Annotated in this window: 19 protein-coding genes; 12 read left to right on the top strand and 7 right to left on the bottom strand. The window is 64.2% G+C overall.

Annotation, left to right across the window (positions count from 1 at the left end; genetic code table 11):
- Positions 1-26: 26 nt before the first annotated feature.
- Entirely contained in the window at positions 27-1208 is a 1182-nt protein-coding gene (locus tag ACR652_RS09390) for an acetyl-CoA C-acyltransferase (protein ID WP_434506245.1), read from the top strand.
- A gap of 27 nt (positions 1209-1235) precedes the next feature.
- On the opposite strand, the gene ACR652_RS09385 is transcribed toward ACR652_RS09390, so the two are convergent.
- Positions 1236-2357: a Glu/Leu/Phe/Val family dehydrogenase gene (locus ACR652_RS09385; protein ID WP_434506244.1), complete on the bottom strand. Its 1122-nt coding sequence runs from the start codon at positions 2355-2357 to the stop codon at positions 1236-1238.
- Positions 2358-2553: 196 nt separating this feature from the next.
- Between ACR652_RS09385 and pdhA the strand changes: the two genes are divergently transcribed.
- The 6 genes from pdhA to ACR652_RS09355 all read left to right on the top strand — a co-directional run bounded on the left by pdhA (position 2554) and on the right by ACR652_RS09355 (position 9051).
- Positions 2554-3630 (top strand): pyruvate dehydrogenase (acetyl-transferring) E1 component subunit alpha, encoded by a 1077-nt coding sequence (pdhA, locus tag ACR652_RS09380; protein ID WP_434506243.1) that lies wholly within the window; start codon positions 2554-2556, stop codon positions 3628-3630.
- Between the two features lie 8 nt (positions 3631-3638).
- Entirely contained in the window at positions 3639-4619 is a 981-nt protein-coding gene (locus tag ACR652_RS09375) for an alpha-ketoacid dehydrogenase subunit beta (RefSeq protein WP_434506242.1), read from the top strand.
- A complete protein-coding gene (locus tag ACR652_RS09370) occupies positions 4616-5716 on the top strand; it encodes a dihydrolipoamide acetyltransferase family protein (RefSeq protein ID WP_434506241.1) in 1101 nt (366 codons plus the stop codon). The genes ACR652_RS09375 and ACR652_RS09370 overlap by 4 nt, the downstream gene beginning before the upstream one ends.
- A 106-nt stretch (positions 5717-5822) precedes the next feature.
- Positions 5823-6980: a glycosyltransferase family 1 protein gene (locus ACR652_RS09365; protein ID WP_434506240.1), complete on the top strand. Its 1158-nt coding sequence runs from the start codon at positions 5823-5825 to the stop codon at positions 6978-6980.
- Positions 6973-8112: a UDP-galactopyranose mutase gene (gene glf / locus ACR652_RS09360; RefSeq protein WP_434506239.1), complete on the top strand. Its 1140-nt coding sequence runs from the start codon at positions 6973-6975 to the stop codon at positions 8110-8112. The genes ACR652_RS09365 and glf overlap by 8 nt, the downstream gene beginning before the upstream one ends.
- A gap of 63 nt (positions 8113-8175) precedes the next feature.
- Entirely contained in the window at positions 8176-9051 is an 876-nt protein-coding gene (locus tag ACR652_RS09355) for a manganese catalase family protein (RefSeq protein ID WP_434506238.1), read from the top strand.
- Between the two features lie 37 nt (positions 9052-9088).
- Here the strand turns inward: ACR652_RS09355 and ACR652_RS09350 are convergent, their stop codons facing one another.
- The 5 genes from ACR652_RS09350 to ACR652_RS09330 form a co-directional block, all read right to left on the bottom strand.
- The gene (locus tag ACR652_RS09350) at positions 9089-9655 is read right to left on the bottom strand and encodes a diguanylate cyclase (RefSeq protein ID WP_434506237.1); all 567 of its coding nucleotides are present in this window, start codon (positions 9653-9655) and stop codon (positions 9089-9091) included.
- The gene (locus tag ACR652_RS09345) at positions 9656-11173 is read right to left on the bottom strand and encodes an FAD-dependent oxidoreductase (protein ID WP_434506236.1); all 1518 of its coding nucleotides are present in this window, start codon (positions 11171-11173) and stop codon (positions 9656-9658) included.
- The gene (locus ACR652_RS09340; protein WP_434506235.1) at positions 11170-11331 is read right to left on the bottom strand and encodes a hypothetical protein; all 162 of its coding nucleotides are present in this window, start codon (positions 11329-11331) and stop codon (positions 11170-11172) included. The genes ACR652_RS09345 and ACR652_RS09340 overlap by 4 nt, the downstream gene beginning before the upstream one ends.
- 86 nt (positions 11332-11417) lie before the next feature.
- Entirely contained in the window at positions 11418-12047 is a 630-nt protein-coding gene (gene fixJ / locus ACR652_RS09335) for a response regulator FixJ (protein ID WP_434506234.1), read from the bottom strand.
- Positions 12044-12496, bottom strand: a complete 453-nt coding sequence (locus ACR652_RS09330) for a hypothetical protein (protein WP_434506233.1) — start codon at positions 12494-12496, stop codon at positions 12044-12046. The genes fixJ and ACR652_RS09330 overlap by 4 nt, the downstream gene beginning before the upstream one ends.
- A gap of 86 nt (positions 12497-12582) precedes the next feature.
- On the opposite strand from ACR652_RS09330, the gene ACR652_RS09325 reads away from it, so the two are divergent.
- Together ACR652_RS09325 and ACR652_RS09320 are read left to right on the top strand one after the other, a co-directional pair.
- Entirely contained in the window at positions 12583-16095 is a 3513-nt protein-coding gene (locus ACR652_RS09325; RefSeq protein WP_434506232.1) for a PAS domain S-box protein, read from the top strand.
- A 248-nt stretch (positions 16096-16343) separates the two neighbouring features.
- On the top strand, positions 16344-16838 hold the full coding sequence (locus ACR652_RS09320) for a hypothetical protein (RefSeq protein ID WP_434506231.1): 495 nt from the start codon (positions 16344-16346) through the stop codon (positions 16836-16838).
- Between the two features lie 227 nt (positions 16839-17065).
- Here the strand turns inward: ACR652_RS09320 and ACR652_RS09315 are convergent, their stop codons facing one another.
- Positions 17066-17437: a hypothetical protein gene (locus tag ACR652_RS09315; RefSeq protein WP_434506230.1), complete on the bottom strand. Its 372-nt coding sequence runs from the start codon at positions 17435-17437 to the stop codon at positions 17066-17068.
- Positions 17438-17771: 334 nt separating this feature from the next.
- Between ACR652_RS09315 and ACR652_RS09310 the strand changes: the two genes are divergently transcribed.
- The 3 genes from ACR652_RS09310 to ACR652_RS09300 all read left to right on the top strand — a co-directional run bounded on the left by ACR652_RS09310 (position 17772) and on the right by ACR652_RS09300 (position 21408).
- Positions 17772-20222: an RCC1 domain-containing protein gene (locus ACR652_RS09310; protein ID WP_434506229.1), complete on the top strand. Its 2451-nt coding sequence runs from the start codon at positions 17772-17774 to the stop codon at positions 20220-20222.
- Positions 20155-20496, top strand: coding sequence for a hypothetical protein (locus tag ACR652_RS09305; protein ID WP_434506228.1), 342 nt, complete (start codon positions 20155-20157; stop codon positions 20494-20496). The genes ACR652_RS09310 and ACR652_RS09305 overlap by 68 nt, the downstream gene beginning before the upstream one ends.
- A gap of 390 nt (positions 20497-20886) precedes the next feature.
- Positions 20887-21408, top strand: coding sequence for a hypothetical protein (locus tag ACR652_RS09300; protein WP_434506227.1), 522 nt, complete (start codon positions 20887-20889; stop codon positions 21406-21408).
- Positions 21409-21473 lie beyond the last annotated feature (65 nt).

Raw genomic sequence — 21473 nt, 5'->3', positions numbered from 1 at the left:
GCATGCGCAACGCAAGGGGTCGTTTCATGCTGGATCCTGTCGTCATCGTCGGCGCCGCGCGGACGCCCATCGGCGCCTTCCTCGGCAAGATGAAGGATGCGCCGGCGCCCGAGATGGGCGCATGGGCGATTGAAGCCGCGATGGCCCAGAGCGGCGTCGCGGCGGACGAGATCGACGAATGCGTCATGGGCTGCGTCTTGTCGGCGGGGATTGGCCAGGCGCCGGCGCGGCAGGCCGCGCTCGGCGGCGGCCTGAGCGAGGCGACGGGCTGCGTGACGGTCAACAAGATGTGCGGGTCCGGGATGAAGGCGGTGATGGACGCGCATGATCGCCTGCGCGCGGGCGCGCCGGGCGCGATTGTCGCCGGCGGCATGGAAAGCATGAGCAACGCCCCTTATCTCCTGGCGCGCGCGCGCGCGGGCTACCGGCTTGGACATGACCGGGTGATCGATCACATGTTCCTCGATGGTCTGGAAGACGCCTATGAGCCCGGCCGCCTCATGGGGTCCTTCGCGGAGGACTGCGCACAGTCCTATCAGTTCACGCGCGACATGCAGGACGCTTACGCGCGCACTTCTCTCGAGCGGGCGCAACAGGCGACGAAAAGCGGCTGGTTCGAAGGGGAAATCGTTCCCGTCAAGGTGAAGGGCCGAAAGGGAGAGGAGCTGGTGTCGGCGGATGAGCTACCGCTCAAGGCGGATCCCGCCGCCATCTCCACGATGCGCCCGGCGTTCAAGCCGGACGGAACGCTCACGGCGGCCAATTCCAGCGCCATTTCGGACGGCGCGGCGGCGCTTGTGCTCACGACCATGTCGTGCGCGGAGAAGCTCGGCGCGACGCCGCTGGCCGTGATCGCCGGGCATAGCGCGCATGCGGGTCCCCCGGCGGGATTTCCGACCGCTCCCATCGCGGCCATGCGCAAGCTGATGACGAAACTCGAATGGAGCGCCGACGCCATCGACCTGTTCGAGATCAACGAGGCCTTCGCCGTCGTCGCCATGGCGGCGATGCGCGACCTGGCGCTTCCGCATGAGAAGGTCAACATCCACGGCGGCGCTTGCGCGCTCGGTCATCCGATCGGGGCGTCCGGCGCGCGCATCATCGTCACGCTGCTCGCCGCGCTGGCGCGCTACGACCTCAAACGCGGCGTCGCGGCGCTGTGCATCGGCGGCGGCGAAGCGACCGCCGTCGCCATCGAGCGCATTTGAGGGCGCTTTTGCTTCTCTCGGGAGAGCCTATCTCCAGCGTCTCAGTTGCATGATCTTTTGCAGACGATCCGTTGCAAGAGATAGTCCGGCGTCGATCGGCGGGATCTTCAAGTCGCGCGCGCGTTCGAGAGTCACCCGCGTATTGCCGCCGACTTTCTCTTCGATCGCGGCGAAGGCCGTCGACTTCACGCCGCCATCATATTCGACGGCCGCCGCGATGACTCCGCCGGCGTTGGCGATGAAATCCGGCACGCTGACAATTCCTCGTTCGAACATGAATCGCTCCGCCTCGCGCGTGACGGGGACATTTGCGCCCTGCACGACGAGCCTGCAATTGAGGCGGGCGACATTGTCGCCGCGCAGCGCGTCCGGTCTCGCGGCGGGAATCCAGATATCGCACGGCACGGCGACGAGCGACTCGTTGGAGAGCACGCGGCCGCGCGGATATTCCGCGACGCTCTTTCCGGCTTTCTTGAGCCTGGCGAGCGCTTCGATGTCGAGCCCCTCGGGGTCCGTCACGGCGCCCGCGATGTCCGCGACGCCGACGAGGCGCGCGCCCTTCTCTTCGAGAAAGCGCGCCGTATGTTCTCCCACCGCGCCAAAGCCCTGCAGAACGACGCGGGCTCCTTCGAGAGAGACGCCCGCGAAAGGCGCCGCGATTTCCGCCGCGATGGCCACGCCGAAACCGGTTGCGCCGATCTGGTCGAGCGGGATGCCGCCGATCTCAGCCGGCAGGCCGACGGAGCGGCCGATTTCATCATGCACCCAGCCCATCGCCGTTTCATCCGTGCCCATGTCGGGGCCGGGAATATAGGTCTCAAGGGGCGCGATAGCCGTCGCGAAGGCGCGGATCAACTGTTCCTTCTGGGCGGTTGGCATGCCCGGATCACCGAAGATCACGGATTTTGCGCCGCCGTGCCGCAGCCCGCTCGTCGCGTTCTTGAGGGTCATCGCGCGTGCGAGCCGGAAACATTCGATCGCGCTCACATCCGGCGCCATGCGCGTGCCGCCAATGGCGGGACCGGCGGCGGTGTTGTCGATGACGACGATGGCGCGAAGTCCAACCGAGGGGGTGCGAAGATAGACGATTTTTTCCGGGCCGAGATCATCGCCGAAGGCGAGGGGGTCCGAGTCACGATACGTGCTCATGCGGATTAGTTCGTACGCAGGCGCGTTCTTTCAAGGGTCGTCTTCGGGCCGTGGGCTCGATCATGCTACCGCGCCCGCGCGGAGCAGGCGGGCGTCGGTCAAATTTGCGTCGTCCCGCGTGACTTCCCCGCTGGGCGCGCTACCTCCAAACTGCTTCGCTGCGCTCAGACGCGCTTGCGACGAGGCGGAGTCGAACATGGGCTTGCATACCCTCACGGACGGCCGGATCGAATTGCTGCGCTTTCTCACGCCGGAAGGCGCGCCCTGCGAGACCGCGCCCTTGCCGATAGATGACGAGAGGTTGCTCTTTCTCTATCGCGAGATGACGCGAACCCGCATGTTCGACGGCAAGGCGATCGCGTTGCAGCGCACCGGGCAGCTCGGCACATTCGCCTCGGCGCTGGGACAGGAGGCCGTCGGCGTGGGCGTCGCTTCGGCGATGACGCCGCGAGACGTGCTCGTGCCATCATATAGGGATCATGGCGCGCAGTTTCTGCGCGGCATGACGATGACCGAATGCCTGTTGTACTGGGGCGGCGACGAGCGCGGGAGCGATTTCGCGGGACCGCGCGAGGATTTTCCCAATTGCGTGCCGGTCGCCACGCAGGTGGCGCACGCCGTCGGCGCGGCCTACGCCTTCGCTCTTCGCAAGGAAGAGCGCGTGGCCGTGACCTTCGTGGGCGATGGCGGCACCTCGAACGGGGCATTCTACGAGGCGCTGAACATCGCGGGCGTCTGGAACACGCCCGTCGTCATTGTCATCAACAACAACGGATGGGCGATTTCCACTCCGCGGTCGCTGGAAAGCGCGGCCGCGACGCTTGCGCAGAAGGGCGTGGCGGCGGGCGTCGCCTGCCTTCAGGTCGACGGCAATGACGTGATCGCCGTGCATGAAGCGGCGCGCCGCGCCATCGCCAAGGCGCGCGCCGGCGAGGGCCCGACGTTGATCGAGGCCTTGACCTACCGTCTCGGAGACCACACGACCGCCGATGACGCCACGCGCTATCGCGATCCCGAGGTCGTGCAGCGCGAATGGATGCGCGAGCCCATCGCGCGGCTGCGCGCCTATCTCCTGTGCAGGGGGCTCTGGTCCAAGGAGCAGGAGACAGCGTTGCTCAAGCAGTGCGCCGAAGAGGTCGAGGGAGCCGTCGCGGCCTATCTCGCCACGCCGACGCAGGCGAGCGACGCCATGTTCGATTATCTTTACCAGGAAGCGCCGCAATCGCTGCAGGCGCAGCGCGAGATCGCGCGGCGCTACGCACCCACGAAGTGAGGCCCGCGATGGCCCAGCTCAATCTCGTCGAATCCATCAACGCCGCGCTCGCCCATGAGATGGCGCGCGACGAGAATCTCCTCTTGCTCGGCGAAGACATCGGCGCCAATGGCGGCGTGTTTCGCGCCACAAACGGGTTGCAGGCGCGCTTTGGCCGCGGGCGGGTGATCGACACGCCGCTCGCCGAAGGCGGCATCGCGGGCGTCGCGGTCGGCATGGCGGCGATGGGTCTGCGGCCGGTAGCGGAAATCCAGTTCACCGGCTTCATCTATCCAACCATTGATCAGATCATCAACCACGCGTCGCGCATGCGCAATCGAACGCGCGGGCGGTTGAGCTGCCCCATGGTCCTGCGGTCTCCCTATGGCGCGGGCATCCATGCGCCCGAACACCATTCGGAAAGCCCGGAGGCGCTGTTTGCACATATGCCGGGGCTGCGCGTCGTCATCCCGTCCTCGCCGGCGCGCGCCTATGGGCTGCTCCTCGCCGCCATGCGAGATCCCGACCCCGTTGTGTTTCTGGAGCCCACGCGTCTGTATCGCCTGTTCAAGCAGGAGGTCGCGGACGACGGCGAGAGTCTGCCGCTTGATACATGCTTCCTCTGCCGGGAGGGCCGCGACGCGACTCTCGTCGCCTGGGGCGCGATGATTCCCGAAGCGATGCGCGCGGCCGAAGCGCTGGAGGCGCAGGGAATCGATCTGGAAGTGATCGACGTGGCGACCATCAAGCCGCTCGATGTCGAGACGATCTTGCGATCGGTGGAGAAAACCGGGCGATGCGTCATCGTGCACGAGGCGCCGCGTACCGCTGGAGTCGGCGCGGAGATCGCCGCCGAGATCGCGGAGCGCGCGCTTTATTCGCTGGTGGCGCCCGTCAAGCGCGTGACGGCATATGACGTGGTCGTGCCGCTGTCCCGTCTCGAAAAGCAATATATCCCTGGTCTCGAGCGCATTGTCGACGCTGTTCGCGGACTCATGGAGGGAACATGAAAACTTTTCGCTTGCCGGATCTCGGTGAAGGTCTTCAGGAAGCCGAACTCGTCGAATGGCGTGTGCACGCTGGAGACGAAGTTGCGGTCGATCAACCGCTGCTAGCGGTCGAGACGGCAAAGGCCGTCGTTGAAATCCCGTCGCCGCAGTCCGGCCGGATCGAGCGCATCTTTGCAAAATCGGGCGACATCATTCGGGTCGGCGCGCCGCTGGTCACCTTCGAGGGCGAAAAGGAAGAAGACGCCGGGACGGTCGTCGGCGCCGTGGAGACGGGCGCCGGCGTGATGACCGACGCGCCGGTGACGGTCGCGCGCGGCGGCGGCGCCATTCGCGCCACGCCCGCTGTCCGCGCCCTCGCGCGCAAGCTCAACGTCGATCTGTCGATGGTGACGCCTTCAGGCGCGGACGGCGTCATTACGGCGGAGGACGTGCAGCGCGTCGCGCGCGTGCTGAGCGAAACGGAGCCGGCCGAGCCGCTGCGCGGCTTCCGCCGCGCCATGGCGCAGAACATGGCGTTTGCGCAGGCCGAGGTCGCCGCCGCGACCATCGTCGATGACGCCCGCGTCGACGCCTGGGCGCCGGGAAGCGATATCACCATGCGCCTGATCCGGGCGCTGGTGAAGGGCTGTCAGGCGGAGCCCGTCCTCAATTGCTGGTTTGAAAGCGCGACCTTGTCCCGCCGCGTGCTGCGCAAGATCGACCTGGGCATCGCAGTCGACACGCCCGACGGGCTCTTCGTTCCTGTCTTGCGCGACGTCGCCAATCGCAGCGTGGCCGATCTCAGGGAGGGGCTCAATCGTATGCGGGCGGATGTGGCTGAGCGTCGCGTCCCTCCCGAGGAGATGCGCGGAGCGACCATCACCTTGTCTAACTTCGGCACGATCGCCGGCCGCTATGCGGCCCCTGTGGTCCTGCCGCCGACCGTTGCGATCCTCGGCGCCGGCCGTCTGCGACAGGAAGCCGTCGTGACTGACGGCGAGATTCGCGTCGGCCGCGTCATCCCGCTGAGCCTCACCTTCGATCACAGGGTGGTGTCAGGCGGCGAGGCGGGCAGGTTTCTTGCGACGGTGATGGCTGATCTCGCAAAGGCAACCTAGGCTTGCGCAAAAGCAAGGCTGGAACAAAAGCGCATTTTCTTCCGTTACGGTAAGGGGCCAAGGGCCGCGGGCGCGAGCGTGTCGAGCGCCCGCCGGGAGGACAGAAATGGCGTATGTTTCCGAGCAGGGTTCAGGCGTATCGACACATCTTTTTTGCTTTTCACATTTGCGATGGAGTTTCGTTTACCAGCGTCCGCAGCATCTGATGAGCCGGGCGGCGCAGGAGTTCAAGACCTGGTATGTCGAGGAACCCGAATATTTCGACGGCCCTCCCTTCCTCCGCATCAAGCGCGACAGTTCCGACGTCTCCGTCGTCACGCCCCTTCTGCCGCGCCATCGCGCGGACGACCGGGACAGTCTGCTGAGAAAGATGCTCTCGGGCCTCGTTTCCGAATTGCGGCCGAGGCGTCTCATCGCCTGGTATTATACGCCGATGGCGCTCCGCTTCACCGATGCGCTCGAGCCCGATCGCTGCGTTTACGACAATATGGACGAGCTCTCGACATTTGTCGGCGCCCCGCCGGGCCTCCTCGAATGGGAAGAACGGCTGCTTGCGAAATGCGACGTGGTCTATGTGGGCGGACACTCGCTTTACAGGGCAAAGCGTGACCGGCACGAAAACATTCATGTCTTTCCCAGCAGCGTCGACGCCGCGCATTTCCGCCAGGCGAGAGGCTTCTTCGACGATCCGGCCGACCAGCGCGATCTTCCACATCCGAGGCTCGGCTTCTTCGGCGTCATCGACGAGCGCATGAACCTCGATCTGGTGCAGCAGATGGCGGCCCTGCGTCCGGACTGGTCGCTCGTCATGATCGGACCAATCGCGAAGATTGATCCTCAGTCACTGCCGCGCGCCGCGAACATTCATTGGCTCGGCTGCAAGGATTACAGGGAGCTGCCGCATTACCTCGCAGGGTGGAACGTCGGCGTCATGCCATTTGCGATCAATGAAGCCACGCGGTTCATCAGCCCCACGAAGACGCCCGAATTCCTCGCCGCCGGCGTGCCTGTCGTATCCACTCCGATCACGGATGTCGTCGAGCCGTACGGACGCGCGGGACTCGTCGAAATCGCGGAGGACGCGGCAGGCTTCGTCGCGAAGGCGGAAGCGCTGCTGGCGCGCAAGCGCGGACCGTGGCTCAAGTCCGTCGACGCGTTCCTGGCCGACATGTCCTGGGACGACACCTGGGCCGCCATGCGACGTCAGCTCGACGCTTTCATTCCCGGTCGCAAGGCCACGAAGATGGAGGCGCGTCGTGTTTGATTGGCTCATCGTCGGCGCGGGCTTCGCCGGAAGCGTGCTTGCAGAACGGCTGGCGTCGCAACGCGGAGAGCGTGTGCTTGTGATCGACAAGCGGCCGCATATCGGCGGCAACGCCTATGATCGCTATGACGACTCCGGCATTCTGATCCACCAGTACGGGCCGCATATCTTCCACACCAATTCGGAGCAGATCTTCGATTATCTCTCCAGATTCACGCATTGGCGGCCTTACGAGCATCGCGTGCTCGCCGAGGTCGACGGCATGCTTGCGCCGATCCCGATCAATCTCGACACGGTCAACAAGCTGTTCAAGCTCGATCTCGACTCGGACGGTCTCGCCGCGTGGTTTGCGGAACGGGCCGAGCCGCGTGCTGAAATCCGCACGTCCGAGGACGTCGTCGTCAGCGCCGTCGGTCGCGATCTCTATGAAAAATTCTTCAAGGGCTACACGACGAAGCAATGGGGCGTCGACCCCTCGCAGCTCGACAAATCCGTGACCGCCCGCGTTCCCACGCGAACCAATCGCGACGACCGCTACTTCACGGACGCCTATCAATATATGCCGGAGCATGGGTATACGCGGCTCTTCGAGCGCATGCTGACGCATCCCAACATCAAGGTGATGCTCCAGACGGATTTCGAGGAGGCGCGACAGGAAGTGGCGTATCGGCGCCTCATCTACTCGGGACCGATCGACGAATATTTCAACTTCTGCTACGGCAAGCTTCCCTACCGCTCGCTGCATTTCCGGCACGAAACGCTGGATCGCAAATGGCTTCAGCCCGTGGCCGTCGTGAACTACCCGCAGACGCAGGCCTATACGCGGATCACCGAATACAAGCACCTTACCGGCCAGCGTCACGAGAAGACCAGCGTGACTTACGAATATCCGAGCGACGTCGGGGACCCCTATTACCCGGTTCCGCGCGCGGAGAACATGGAGCTTTACAAGAAATACGAGAAGCTTGCGCTGTCCGAACCGGACGTCTGGTTCGTCGGGAGGCTCGCGACCTACCGCTATTACAATATGGACCAGGTCGTGGGGCAGGCGCTCTCGACCTTCCGTCGGATCTGCCAGGACGTTCCGGTCGACCGGTCGGCCCGCGTGCGCACACAGGTCGCCGCCGAGTGACCCCAGGAGGAACCTCGCCTGTCGGCAAGCGTTAGCGACTAACGCTTCCGACAGGAGTCGAGAATGTTCACGCACAACAAGAAGCTTCAATATACCGTGCGCGTCTCCGAGCCCGACCCGGTGCTCGCGAGCTTGATCCTCGAGCAGTTTGGCGGGCCGCAGGGCGAACTCGCGGCGGCCATGCGCTATTTCACACAGGCTCTCGCCGAAGACGACCCCGGGCGAAAGGATCTGTTGCTCGATATTGCAACGGAGGAGCTCAGCCATCTGGAGGTCATCGGCAGCATTGTCGCGATGCTGAACAAGGGCGTGAAAGGCGAACTGGCGGAAGCGACGCAGACCGAGGCCGATCTCTATCGCTCGCTGACGCAGGGCGGCGACAGCCACACACAGGCAATCCTCTATGGCGGGGGTCCGTCGCTGACCAATTCGTCGGGCGTGCCCTGGACAGCGGCCTATATCGACACGATCGGCGATCCGGCCTGCGACCTTCGCTCCAACATCGCGGCGGAAGCGCGCGCCAAGATCGTCTATGAGCGGCTGATCAATGTCACGGACGACGCAGGCGTGAAGGAAGCGCTCGGCTTCCTGATGACTCGTGAAATTGCGCACCAGAAGTCCTTCGAGAAAGCGCTGTACGCGATCGAAGGCAATTTCCCGCCCGGCAAGCTGCAGGGCATTCCGGAATACGCCAATCTCTACGTCAACGCCTCGCAGGGCGAGGGCGACGCTGAGGGGCCGTGGAACACGGGCGCGCAATGGCGGCGCATGGACGATGTGATTGGCGGGATTCCGGTCGACGGCGGCGACGGCGACGCCAGCGTGGGGCTGACGAGTTCGGAACAGAGCGATCTGTCGAGCTTCGCCGCGCGCACCATGTCGAACCCGACCGCCAATCCCACCACCGGCGCCGAACTCGGTCAGTCGGGCAGAGCGTGAACGCCTTGCGGCCGCGCCGCTGCATGCGGCGCGCCGTCTATCTTGAGAAAAGGTGTGGGACGCGGCCCTCCGCGCTCAATCCGCGCAGAAGCTCCTCAAGATAGAGCGCGGCGACGACGCCCGCCCCCAGCAGCGCAGCCGCTGTATAGGGCAAGGGCAGCGGCTCCGCTTTCAATGCGATGTCTAAACGCGCGGGCTCCAGCCCGGCGCCGAATAGTGCGAGAAATTGCGGCCAGTGTCGGGCGGCGATCAACGACAACCCCAGCAGCGGGATGATTTCGAGAAAGCTGTGGACGTGCTGCTCGAAAGGCGTCACGCGGCGAAGCCCGATGGCGTAGCTCACATCCCAGAAGGATGTCAGCTCATGCAGCACGAACATGACGATCATGAAGGCGATGATGAGCGCGTTAACGTCGAGAAACAGCGCGGCCAGCAAGGGCGGCCCCATCTCCGCAAACAGCAGGAGGTGCAGGCGCGATTCCCGTGAGCCGCTGGTCCGTTCGATATGGGTCATCCGATGGCACGACCAGTCGGCGACACCCGCCAGCAGCCACAGGGGAACGACGAAGAACATCATGAGCAGCGCTGGCGGGTCGCGCGGCATCTAGCTGTCGAGATGACCGAGCGGAGTCGTGGCGGGGCCGTTGAGCGGTTCGCCATCCGGCGAAAACTGCGAGCCATGGCAAGGGCAGTCCCAGCACTGTTCAAAGCTGTTCCAGTGGATGTGGCAGCCCAGATGCGTGCAGATCGCCGCGCGTTCGCACAGCGACCCGTCCGCCCGCCGATACACCGCAACCTTTCCCAGGCCCCGACGGATGATCGCGCCTTCGCCCGGCGCAAGCTCCGCTTCGGAGGATTTTTCTCCCGGCGTGAGATATTCGGCGAAGTTCTTCGCCGCGGTGGCGTTCTCGCGAACCATCTCGCCCATGGCCCTAATCGGCTTGCGGCTCGGCTCGTAAACCGGCGCCCAGGGATGGTCCTTCCCCTGAACGAGGTCGGCGATCAGCAAGCCCGCGACGGCGCCGTGCGTCATGCCCTGACCGGAGTCGCCGGTTGCGATGAAGACGCGCTCATTGCCGGGGTTGCGGCCGATGAAGGCGACGCCGTCGATGGGCTCCAGAACCTGCCCGGACCAGCGTGTGATCTCACGCCCGACGGCCGGCACAAGCTCCCGCGTCCAGCGCGCGAGAGACAGGATGCGGTCCTGGCCGTCGTTGCTCTCGCCGGTCTTGTGGTCCTCGCCGCCAACGATCAGTGTATCGACGTCGTCCGTTCCCGGTTGCAGACGCACATAATGATAGGGATCGAGCGTGTCCCAGTAGAGCGCGTCGGGAAGGGCGCCGCGCGGGATTTCGAAAGCGACCGCATAGGTGCGATACGGGGCCTGCTTGCTGTGCACGGCAAGACGATCATTGATCGGCGCGTTGGTGGCGACGACCACCTTTGCCGCCGTCACCCGCGCGCCGTCGCCTGTTGTGAGCTGAACCGAGCCGCCCGTCTCCTCGATCGACATGACCGGCGAATTGGCGAACAGCCGCCCGCCCGCGCCCCGCACCGCTTTGGCCAGCGCCGCGAGATATTTCAGCGGATGAAACGTCGCCTGGTCGGGGAAACGCAGCCAGGGAGTCGCCTCATGGCCGGCGAAGGGCGCGCCCTTATGCTTCACCGCGATCATGCCGACCTGCGCGCTGGCGACCAGTTCCGCGTCGATGATTCCGGGGTCCGTTCCCGGCGCAAGAAAGAGACAGGCGTCGAGGCGTCTGAAATCGCAGTCCGCGTTGAGCTGCCGCTGAATGGCCTCGATGCGGGAGATGGCGGCCGCCTGACTCTCCTGCCAGCCGCGTGCGACGTCGAGCCCGCGCATGCGAATCAGCTCGCGAAAGCCGTCGTCGCTGTAGGACGAGAGATGCGCCGTGGTGCGCGCGCTCATGCCGCCGGCAATGGGTCCCCGGTCGATCACGACAACGTCCCGGCCCGCGCTTGCGAGCTCGAAGGCGACGGACAGCCCGGCAATGCCCGAGCCGATGATCGCAACTTCCGTGGTGATGGCTCCGGTCAGCGCCGGCGCGTCGATGCGGGGCGCGCCCCAGATCGAGATGCTGCGTTCCGCTCCGACGTTCATTGCGCGGCTCCACGCTCGGGGGCGGACATCTGCCGGTTTCGACGCGCATTGGCGATCAAGACGTCGACCGGCCGTGCGAGCCGCCGGATGAGGTCGTAGAATTCGAGACCAATTCCGGTGGAGGCGCCGGTGACGACGGCGAGCGGACGCGGACGCATGTGGCCCTCCCGGGCGACCCTTTCACGGAAGAAGGGCGCTGGATGAACCGGGGGGAGGGCGTGATGTTCCGCGCGCGCGACGCGCCTTATTCGTTGCCGGTCGTGGTGGCGGTGTTGGCCGCGAGCGCCATCTTCACCAGTTCGGCGAGATTGCCGGCGCGCATCTTGGCCATGATATTGGCGCGATGCACCTCGGCCGTGCGAATGCTGATCCCGAGATCGTGCGCGATCACCTTGTTGGAGAGCCCTTTGAGGAGGCCGGCGAGGATTTCGTTCTCGCGCCGCGTGAGGCTGGCGAGGCGACTCTTGATCTCCTGCGACTCGCGGCTCCTGTTCTCTTCGGCGTTGCGCCGCTCCAGCGCGGCGCTGACGGCCGCGATCAGCGCGTCGTCCTCGAACGGTTTTTCGAGAAGGTCGACCGCGCCGAGCTTCATCGCTTCGACGGCGAGCGGCACGTCTGCGTGGGCCGTCAGCACCACGACCGGGATCGAGATGTGCTGCTCCTTCATCTGGGCGATGAGCTCCATCCCGTTCATCTCCGGCATGCGCACATCGGTGACGACGCATCCCTCTGCGCGCGTCGGCGCCGCCTTCAGAAAGGCCAATGCTGAGTCGTAGGACTGGACCTTGAAGCCTTCGGTGCGCAAAAGGAGCCCGACCGCGTCCCTGACGGCCGCGTCGTCATCGATCAGGTGCACCACTCGCGGGTCGGTCATGAGGCGAAATCCGAATCCTGAAGCGCAAGCTTAGAAATGGAAGAGACGTCGCTCGAGGGCGCCGGCGGAGACAAAATATGGTCGCCCAAAATCTGATTGCGCGCGCCTTTCATAATTGTACGCGCCGCAATCAAATCTACGCCCATGGTGTGCATTTTTCTCGCGTAAAACGGTTTTGGCCCGGTCTCGCTTGCGAGATCAGGCAGGCTGCAGCCTGTGTGAAGGTGGCAGACCCTGATCGGTTTTTTCGACTTTTGCAAGACCCGCGCGCATTCCTCCCCGATCAGCGCGTTTTGCCCGGGATGCGGGGGACAAAGAACCGTTGTTTCAGGGTCAAACTTACAAATCAGCAACGAAACCCGTCCCTTGATCAGACGCCGCGCGGACCGCCTTTTGCTGGAACTAAGAAAAAACCCGTAGTCGGCAAGCCCCTGGCGGGGCTGCGCCAAAGTGCGTGTGGCGTCTTATACGCAAAAGCTGGTAAACAAAGCTGCGGCCCCGCGTGCAACCGGTCGATTATCGGGAGTCCTGTTCTTTGATTTTTACGGATTCTCGCAGTAGCTACGACGGCAAAGCTTTCGCTCTTCTTCGAGCAGCCTTCGACGCTGTCCCCGAACGAATCGCGATCCTTGGCCCCGACGGCGCGATTGTCGCCATCAACATGAGCTGGGCGGAGAGCCCCGCGCCGATCCATGGCGGTCTCGGCGCGCTCGGCCCGGGAGACAGTCTGTTCGCGGCGCTGCGCGCCCGGCTGCGGGACGACGCGCAAGCCGGCCGTCTCCAGCAGGCCGGCCGTCTCCAAGCCGGCCGTCTCCTTGCCGGCCTCGAAGAGATTTTGGCGGGTCAAAGAGAGACGCTTCAGCTCGACGCTGCCGTGCTCGACGATGGGCGCGGGCCGGCCGTCTTGCTGGACGCGCGCGCCCTGCCCGGGGAGCCGCGCGCCATTCTGCTCCGCCTGCTTGAGCCGGGCGCCGAACGCGTCCAGTTTCAGGCGGCTCTCGCGGACAGCGCGCAACGCGAAAGGCGTCACGCAGCCGAGCTTCAGGCGATCCTCGACGCGGCGCCGATCGGGCTGTCCATCGCCCTCGATTCGCACGGTGAGCGGATTCGGGGCAATCCGGCGCTCGAGCGGATGTTCGGCGTTGCGCGGCACGGCGAGTTTTCGATGGCCGCGCCCAACGCCCCGGCTCTTCGCGCCTTGCGCGGCGGACGCGAGCTGGCGCCCCTGGAATTGCCGATGCAGCGCGCGGCGCGCGGCGAAGCGGTCAGCGGCGAGATATTGGATGTCGTTCGCGCCGACCGGCGTCAGATCACCGTCATGGCCACGGCCATGCCGCTCTTCGATGAAGGCGGCGTCCCGCGCGGCGCCGTCGGCGCGTTCATGGACATCACCCAGATGAGACGCGCCGAGGCGGCGCTGCGCGAGAGCGAGCAGCGGTTTCGCAGTCTCGTCGAATCCTCCGCGCAGGCGGTCTGGGAGACCGACCGTGACGGCCGTGTCGTCGCCGAGAGTCCGTCCTGGCGCGCCTGCACCGGGCAGACGGAGGCGGAGCGAGAGGCCGACGGCTGGCTGGATGCGGTGTCTCCAGAGGATCGCGAGCGCGTCAGCCGGCGCTGGGCGCAGGCGGTCGAGGCGCGGGATGATTTCGACGCCGAATTTCGCCTGAGAGGCCGCGACGGCTGCTGGCGCTGGACCAATATGCGGGCGACGCCGATCCTTGATTCAGAGGGCGCGCTCGTCAAATGGACCTGCATGAACATCGACATCGACGCGCGCAAGACCGCCGAAGCCGCATTGCGGGCGAGCGAGGAGCGCTACCGCACGCTTTTCGAACAGATGGACGAGGGCTATTGCATCATCGAGGTGCTGTTCGGCGAGGACGGACGCGCCCGCGATTATCGCTTCATCGAGGCCAATCCCGCCTTCGAGAAACAGTCAGGCCTGACGCAGGCCGTGGGCCGCACGATTCGCGACTTCATCCCCGACATCGAGTCGGGCTGGTTCGCCGTCTATGGCGAGGTCGCCCGCACAGGCCGCCCGATTCGCTTCGAGGATTACTCGAAGGCGATGGGACGTTATTTCGACGTCTACGCCTATCGCATCGGGGCGCTTGGCGAGAACAGGGTCGCCGTTCTGTTCAGCGACGTCACGCACCGTCGCAAATCCGAGGCGCTTCTGCGGGAAAGCGAGCTGCGCCTCCAGCTCGCCCTCGAGTCGGGCGACACGGGCATTTTCGACTGGCGTCCCGACACGGGAGAAATGGTCTGGGACGACCGCTTGCGCGGGATATGGGGACTCCCCGACGGCGCCGCCCCGAGCTATGAGATTTTGCTCGCCGGGGTGCATCCCGACGATCGCGCCCATGTGGAGGCGGACGTTCGTCGCGCGCTCGATCCGGTGGAAGGCGGGCGCATCGAGACAGAATACCGCGTGCTCGCGCCAGGCCTACCCGAGCGATGGATCTCCGCGACCGGGTCGGTGTTCTTCGAAAACAACCGCGCTGTCCGGATGATCGGGACGGCGCAGGATGTGACGGCGCGCAAGCGCACCGAGATGGAGCGTCAGAACTTCGTCTCTCTCGCCGAGCAAAGCGTCGAATTCATCGGCATCTGCGACCTGTCGTTCCGCCCGATCTACGTCAATCCCGCCGGCCTTCGGCTGGTGGGTCTCGAAAGCTTCGAGGAGGCGGCGCGCGTCAAGGTCGCGGATTTCTTCTTTCCCGAAGATCAGGCGTACATCCTCCACGAGTTCTTTCCAGCGGTCATGCGGGATGGCCACGCCAATGTCGAAATCCGTTTTCGTCGCTTCGACACGGGCGACGCCGTGTGGATGCTCTACAATGTGTTTTTCCTGCGTGACGCCGCCGGCGAGCCGGTCGGCCTTGCGACCGTCAGCCGCGACATCACGGAGCGCAAGCGCGTGGAGGACGCGCTGAAGGCGGCGGACCGACGCAAGGATGAATTTCTCGCGACTCTCGCGCATGAGCTGCGCAATCCGCTGGCGCCGATCCGCAACGCGGTACACGTGCTCTTGCAGGACAAGGCGACGAAGCGGCCGCCGCGCGAGCTCGCCTTGCTGTCGATGATCCATCGCCAGTCGAGACATCTCGTGCGTCTCGTCGATGATCTTCTGGAGGTCTCCCGCATCACGCGCGGTAAGATCGAACTGCGGATTCAGCCGGTCGATCTGGCCGAGGTGCTGCGTCACGCCATCGAAACCGCCCAGCCGATGATCGAGAAGGGCGGGCATCGCCTGAGCGTCGATCTTCCGGCGCGTCCGATCAGGCTGCACGCCGATCCCGTGCGCCTCGCGCAGATTTTCACCAATCTCCTGCACAATGCTGCAAAATACACGGAGCCGGGCGGGTTCATCGGCCTGACCGCGGAACAGGACGGCGACGAGGCGGTCGTCACGCTGCGCGACAGCGGCGTCGGAATACCGCCCGAGATGCTGCCGCATGTCTTTGATCTCTTCACGCAGGTCGACCGCAGCCTCGGCCGCGCTCAAGGCGGTCTCGGCATCGGCTTGTCGCTGGTGAAAAGCCTGGTGAGCCTGCATGGCGGAACGGTCGAAGCGCACAGTGAGGGACTTGGGCGCGGCAGCGCCTTCGTGGTCCGGCTGCCGATGCGCACAAATGAGGGAGGCGACGAGGGGATGCCCATGACCGACAACAGCGCCGCGCGCGCGGCGCACCGCATTCTGGTGATCGACGACGACCACGACGTCGCCGACAGCCTTGTCATGTTCCTGGAGACGTTCGGCGCCGAGGTGCGCGTCGCCTACAGCGGCGCGGCCGGGCTGGAGGCTGTCCGGGACTTCAAGCCGCGGCTGGTCTTTCTCGATATTGGAATGCCGAAGATGGACGGCTACGAGACCGCCGAGCGCCTGCGCGCCCTCCCGGAAGGGCGCGACGTCATGCTCGTCGCGCTGACGGGATGGGGCCAGGAGCAGATCAGCGGGCGCGCAAGGGAGGCGGGCTTCGATCGTCAGCTCACCAAGCCCGCCAGTTTCGAGGATCTTCAGGCGTTGCTCGACTCCTTGGCCTGATCCGGGCGTGGCGAGCGGAAACGCGTTACGTGATGTGACGTGTGCGATCGTCTTTGAGAGGCCGCCTGATGGCATTTAAGCCTCTGTTTTTGAGATTGATATTGAGGCGGAGGCGGGATTATCTGTGGATTGGCGGCTTGGGGATGGTTCTTTGATGTTACATTTTTGCATTTTCATCCTAATGAGACGGCAGAATTACTGGATGTGATTCGGGGCGGCCTTCGATCCGCCGGAACCGGGAGAAGGACATGGCGCCCGCGACTGTCACGAATGACGCTGCAATGGTTCGCAATTCGACCGCGACAGGAAAGCGGGAGCGCCACTCCGCCGGCCGCGCGCCGGAGACGGATGAGGCGACCGCCGCGATTGATCTCGTGGTGACGGCGTCGCGCGCCATTCGGGAACGCGAGACCCAATCGACCCAAGCCGTCACGCGCGTGCACGGCGCGACCAGGGTTTTGCAGGACAAGTTACGAGACGCCAGCGAGCGCGTCGAAAAGGCGGAGGCGATGACCGAAGCAGCGCAGGCGCGGATCGAGGAACTGCTGTTGGAGCTCGACCGCGCCCATGAAAGCGCGAAAGCCTTGCAGGAACTCGTCGCCGTGAAGCTGGACGATCTCGAAGGGACCAGCGCGCGGGCCGACGGCGCCGAAAAGCGCGCGCATGATCTGCACGAATCTCTGGAAAGAGTCAGCGCCTCGATCCGCGTCAATCTTCCGATCGTGTCCGCCGTCACGTCATGAAACGCTGAACCCGCCATCGAGGCGGGCGTCGATGATCCCGGACGATCGGCGGCTGCGGCTATTATGGCTCGGCCGATCCCACTTATTCATACCCCGCCTATTACGGCTATTCCGGCGGCGGGTGCGGCTGCATCCATCTCCATCCGGACTGTGACAAGGACATGCAGCCGCGCGCGGTTGCAGTGCCGCGGGGCGCATCCCTCTCGCGCGTGGTTGCGCGGCCTCTCCTACTCTTCGATTTTTCCAAAGGGCTCGTTTGGCAACTTCAGACCCTTGCCGAAGGGATCCTTCGTGCTGGTCCAGCAATAAACGGTCTTATAGCAGGTCGCCCCGGTGAGACGGTTACGGTGCCAAACGCCTCCCGGAAGCGTTTGATACAAATACGCCCAGCCGCCGACCGCGGAGAGACCGAGAAAGCTGATCGCGAAGATCGCCATCCATTTGTTCGCAGCCAGCCATCTGGTCATCCGGAATCCCTTCCCAAAAAAACGCCGTTTGGCGGCACCATGTACCAATGACGGCAGCCGCACAATGAGCTGGCGTGCATGAAAAGTGACATTGTCGGAAAGCGGGAGAAGAGCGCCGGTCACCCGCTGCAATCAAACAGATCCCGTCCCGCGGCGGTCGTGAAGACCGCCGGGCGGCCGATAAGCCAAGCCTTAGGTAGCGCCTCGCCTCGTTATGCGAAGTTGAGACGCTCGTTGCCCCGAATCGACCCAACGTGAACAGCGCCGGGATGTTGGGCTTGATGTAACGTAACGTAACATACAGTAATTCCAAATTTCAATGCCGAAACAGCGAACGAAAAAATACCCAGACTTTTCAGATATCTGCAATTTTCTCTTGGGGTCGCATGCTTTTCGTCTCGCAAAATACGTGATTATACGTAAGCATTATCCCTCAATTGACAATTCCAAGAGGCTGGTCAACGGAATGTTGCGGATTATTGTCACGTTCATGCTAGCCCTCATGGCCCAGCACGCCTTTGCTCAAAGCGCCGTGGGCGTATTCGGGGCCTCGGGCGCCGAGCTCAACGGCGTGCTGGCGAATGGGGGCTCGTCCAGCTCCACCAACCAGACGAGCCCGGTCAACATGTTGCTGGGAACCAACGTCAGCTTCATCCAGATGAGCGCGGGCTTCGATCATGCCTGCGGACTCGATCAGGACGGCGGCGTTTGGTGCTGGGGCTCGAACGCCTTGAACCAGGTCGGAAGCGGAGCCCTGAATCCGCAAACGACGCCTCTCCAGGTTTCGCTGCCCCTGCCCGCGACATTCATCCACGCGGGTTACCAGGCCACCTGCGCCATTCTCAACGACGGCACGGCGCGCTGCTGGGGCGATAACACCACCGGAAAGCTGGGGAACCCCGCATTCACAGCAGCGACCTATGCGTCGAGCGCCGCCGTGGAGCCGGGAACCAGCGCGACTTCGTTTCTGACCGGGGTGGTCGACATCGACGTGACACAACAGCATGGCTGCGCCTCCGCCTCCATGGGCGGATCCGTGCATCAGATTTACTGCTGGGGATCGAATGTTGCAGGCCAGGTTGGCAATGGCGTCTCCACGCAGGGCAGTCCATCGCCTCAGCCGACGCCGACAGCGGTTAAGACCGGCACATGCGCCACGAACGCCTACACGTCGAGCGGCGCGGCGACGACGACAAGTCAGATTACGTCGACGATGGATTTTCTGCATGTGTCCGTCGGCCGTGGGAACACGGCCGCGCGTGGATCGACCTGCGGAGTGAACAGCGCCGGTTCGCTCTTCTGCTGGGGTGAAAACAACAACGGCGAATCCGGTATGGTGGCCTCCGGCACAGCGGCGCAGATCAGTTGCCCCTCCGCTGTGAACACGTCGATGTTCACGGCCACGATCGCGGATGTCGATCATGGATCCGGCTCGACCTCCGGCGGGCCCTGTGCGCGTGCGACCGACGGAACGGCCTATTGCTGGGGCAACAACAACACCGGGCGCCTCGGCAACGGCACGTCGGGAAACACAAACAGTTCCTACACGCCTGTCAAGGTCCTGACGGCGGCGGCCACGCCGCTGACCAATGTCATTGACCTGAGCGTCGGCTCGGACCACAACTGCGCGCTTCGTTACGACGGCACGCTCTATTGCTGGGGCGCCAACGCCAACGGCGAATGGGGCAACGGCAACACCACCAGTTCGGATTACGCGATTCTCTCGCTTCAGGGCCCGACGCCGTCGACCTCGATTTTCAACGGCGCGGCTGTGACCGTGATGGCGACGGGAGACGGCTATCTGCTCGCCGGCGCTCCGCTCGGCGGCCCAGGCCAGGTGGTGAATCCCACGGCCGTGTCATGGCAAATGTTCGCTTTGCCGTGCAATCCAATTGGCACACAAGAGGTCACGTCGGCTCTCGGCGGCAATTTCCCGGCCGCTTGCTATAAGCTGAACTCCGGCACAAACGGCGGCGTGAACTGCTCCGGAAAGGGCTGGGTCGTCGACTTCTACAAGATCAGCAACACCTCTACCCCCGGGACATATGATTATGTCAATGCGGGCGACAAGCTGAATTACAATAATCAGGGCAATACGCCCCTGGGCGGCGGCTATTGGATCAAGAGCTACCAACAGCCCAATGCTGGAAGGATGTCGGTCAAGTGCTCCAACGCTGGCGGATCGAAACCCAAGGGAACCTTCGCCAACACGACCTACTGCCCCTCCGGAAATTGCTTCGTCTATCCGCTTTCCAATCCCCGCGCAGTCGGCGTCGGAAACAACGCCTGGAATCTTGCTCCCAATCCTCTGCCTTATCCGGTGGACTGGAGCAGCGTGCGCGTCTGCGCGGGATATAATGCGTCGGCAGGAACCTGCACGGCCGCCTACACGCCTTGCCAGGCGGCCAACAGTACGGACGCGAGCTGCACAGGCACTAAAGCGAATCCCGTCTTGCTCGCCGATAACGCGATCAGCATCTTCAACCCGAAGGCGGGCGCCTATCACACGTTCAATGATCTGCAGCCAGCCACGGTTTCGGCGAATCTTGGATATTTCCAGTCTTTCTTCGTCAACGTTGGCGACGGCGTCATTGGCAGAAGCGATGTCGTGCTGCTGATCCCGGCGGCTTCATCGTCGCGTCCGCCGTTTGTTGGACCTGGCGCGGTGACAGTGAACCCTGGCGCCCCGTCGTCCAGCGCGACCACCAGGCGGGTTTCGCCGGCGGCTGCGGGCAAGACGGCTCGCGAGTGGTCTGCTGTGCTCGAGGTCTATGACGACGCACGTCGCCTCTCGGAGCAAACGGCGAGTGTCGGCACGGTGATCGCTTCCGGGCTACGACGGCAAGGACGTGGCGTATTTTCCCAAGCCCGACTTCGTCACGTCGAACTTTCTCTACGTCACCATTCCGCACCCTGACTGGGGCGCGAAGGCGGGAGACTATGTCTCGGACTACCGCACGCCGTCAGCGACCGGCGTCAGCGCGTGGAGTTTCGTCATCCACAGCGACCTGGTCGGCGCGACTGTGCGCATTCGGATGCAGACTGACAAGCAAACCTTCGCGAACTGCGTGCTCAACGACGTCTCGGCGAACAGAGGCTACCCACTGAGCATGGCGGACTTCTTCGCGGGTGTGAGCGTCACGATGGACAGCACCGACAAGTCGATGCAGCTCGTCTGCAAGAACTCCTGACTGCGGACGAAAGGCAGTCTCAATTCATGGCCGGTGGCCATCGAGGCTCCCTGGCTCCTTGTAAAACTTGGTCATTCGAGGTGGGACGCATGGGTGCCGGAGAAGGAAAGACAGAGAGGGTAGGCTCTCCCCGACAAATCCCTGCCGACGATGGCGAGGGCTGCGATGCGCGCATCGCAGAGCGGCGCGCGCTTCTGCTTGCGACGGCGAAATGGACTCCGCCCGTCATGATGACGCTGTTGCTCTCAACGAAGCCGTCGGCAGCCTCCACTCGTCAGGACCAGTCGACTTCTCCCGGGTCGTCGGGAGGGACGACAGGGCCGGGCGGCGTGTTCTGATGGTTGTCAGGACCAGCGCCCGGATTCTACGGAAGCGGTCTTTAATTCGCTCGTGAGCGTTGTTGTGATCTCCACAACAATGCTCGAAGCTATTGTCAACGCCTATTGGAAGACGGTCGGCGGTCTAGAGTTCCTGCCAGGCACGGCCCGCGCGTCGGACCGTTTCGCCCGCATGAGCTGGAACCTCTACGCGGCGCCCAAGGTGAAGGGGAACCCGTTGCTCGCGACTGCGGAGGTTTTCTCGCTGGTGCGCGCGCTTTCCGTCCCGCTCGGCCTCGCCGATCCCAAGCAGCCGAACATTGCCTCGACGATCTGGCGCGCGGTTTTGGCGAGGCCTCCGACAAATTCGCGCTGGCCGAGCCGTTCAAGTTCATCGGACAGTGAGGGAGGCGGGGGACAGTCGCTGCAGAAATCACAAGGGTTGCCGTGTCCCCCTCGACTGAAGGGAAATACCAAGTTCCGAGCCGAGGGCGTCGTGCAACCGCGCGATAGCGCGGTTGCACTTTTGCGACGGCCCGCGGACGTGGCTAAATCCGGGCCGGGCAAACTGGCGAGCGGCTGCCAAATTCGCTAGCAGCTGCAGTTGCACCCGCCGCCGTAGCCATAAGTGGCTGGGTATGAATAAGTGGGAGAGGCCAT

Source organism: Methylocystis sp., from assembly GCF_051061225.1.
Taxonomy (GTDB): Bacteria; Pseudomonadota; Alphaproteobacteria; order Rhizobiales; family Beijerinckiaceae; genus Methylocystis.
This window is presented reverse-complemented; position numbering and strand designations above follow the sequence as displayed.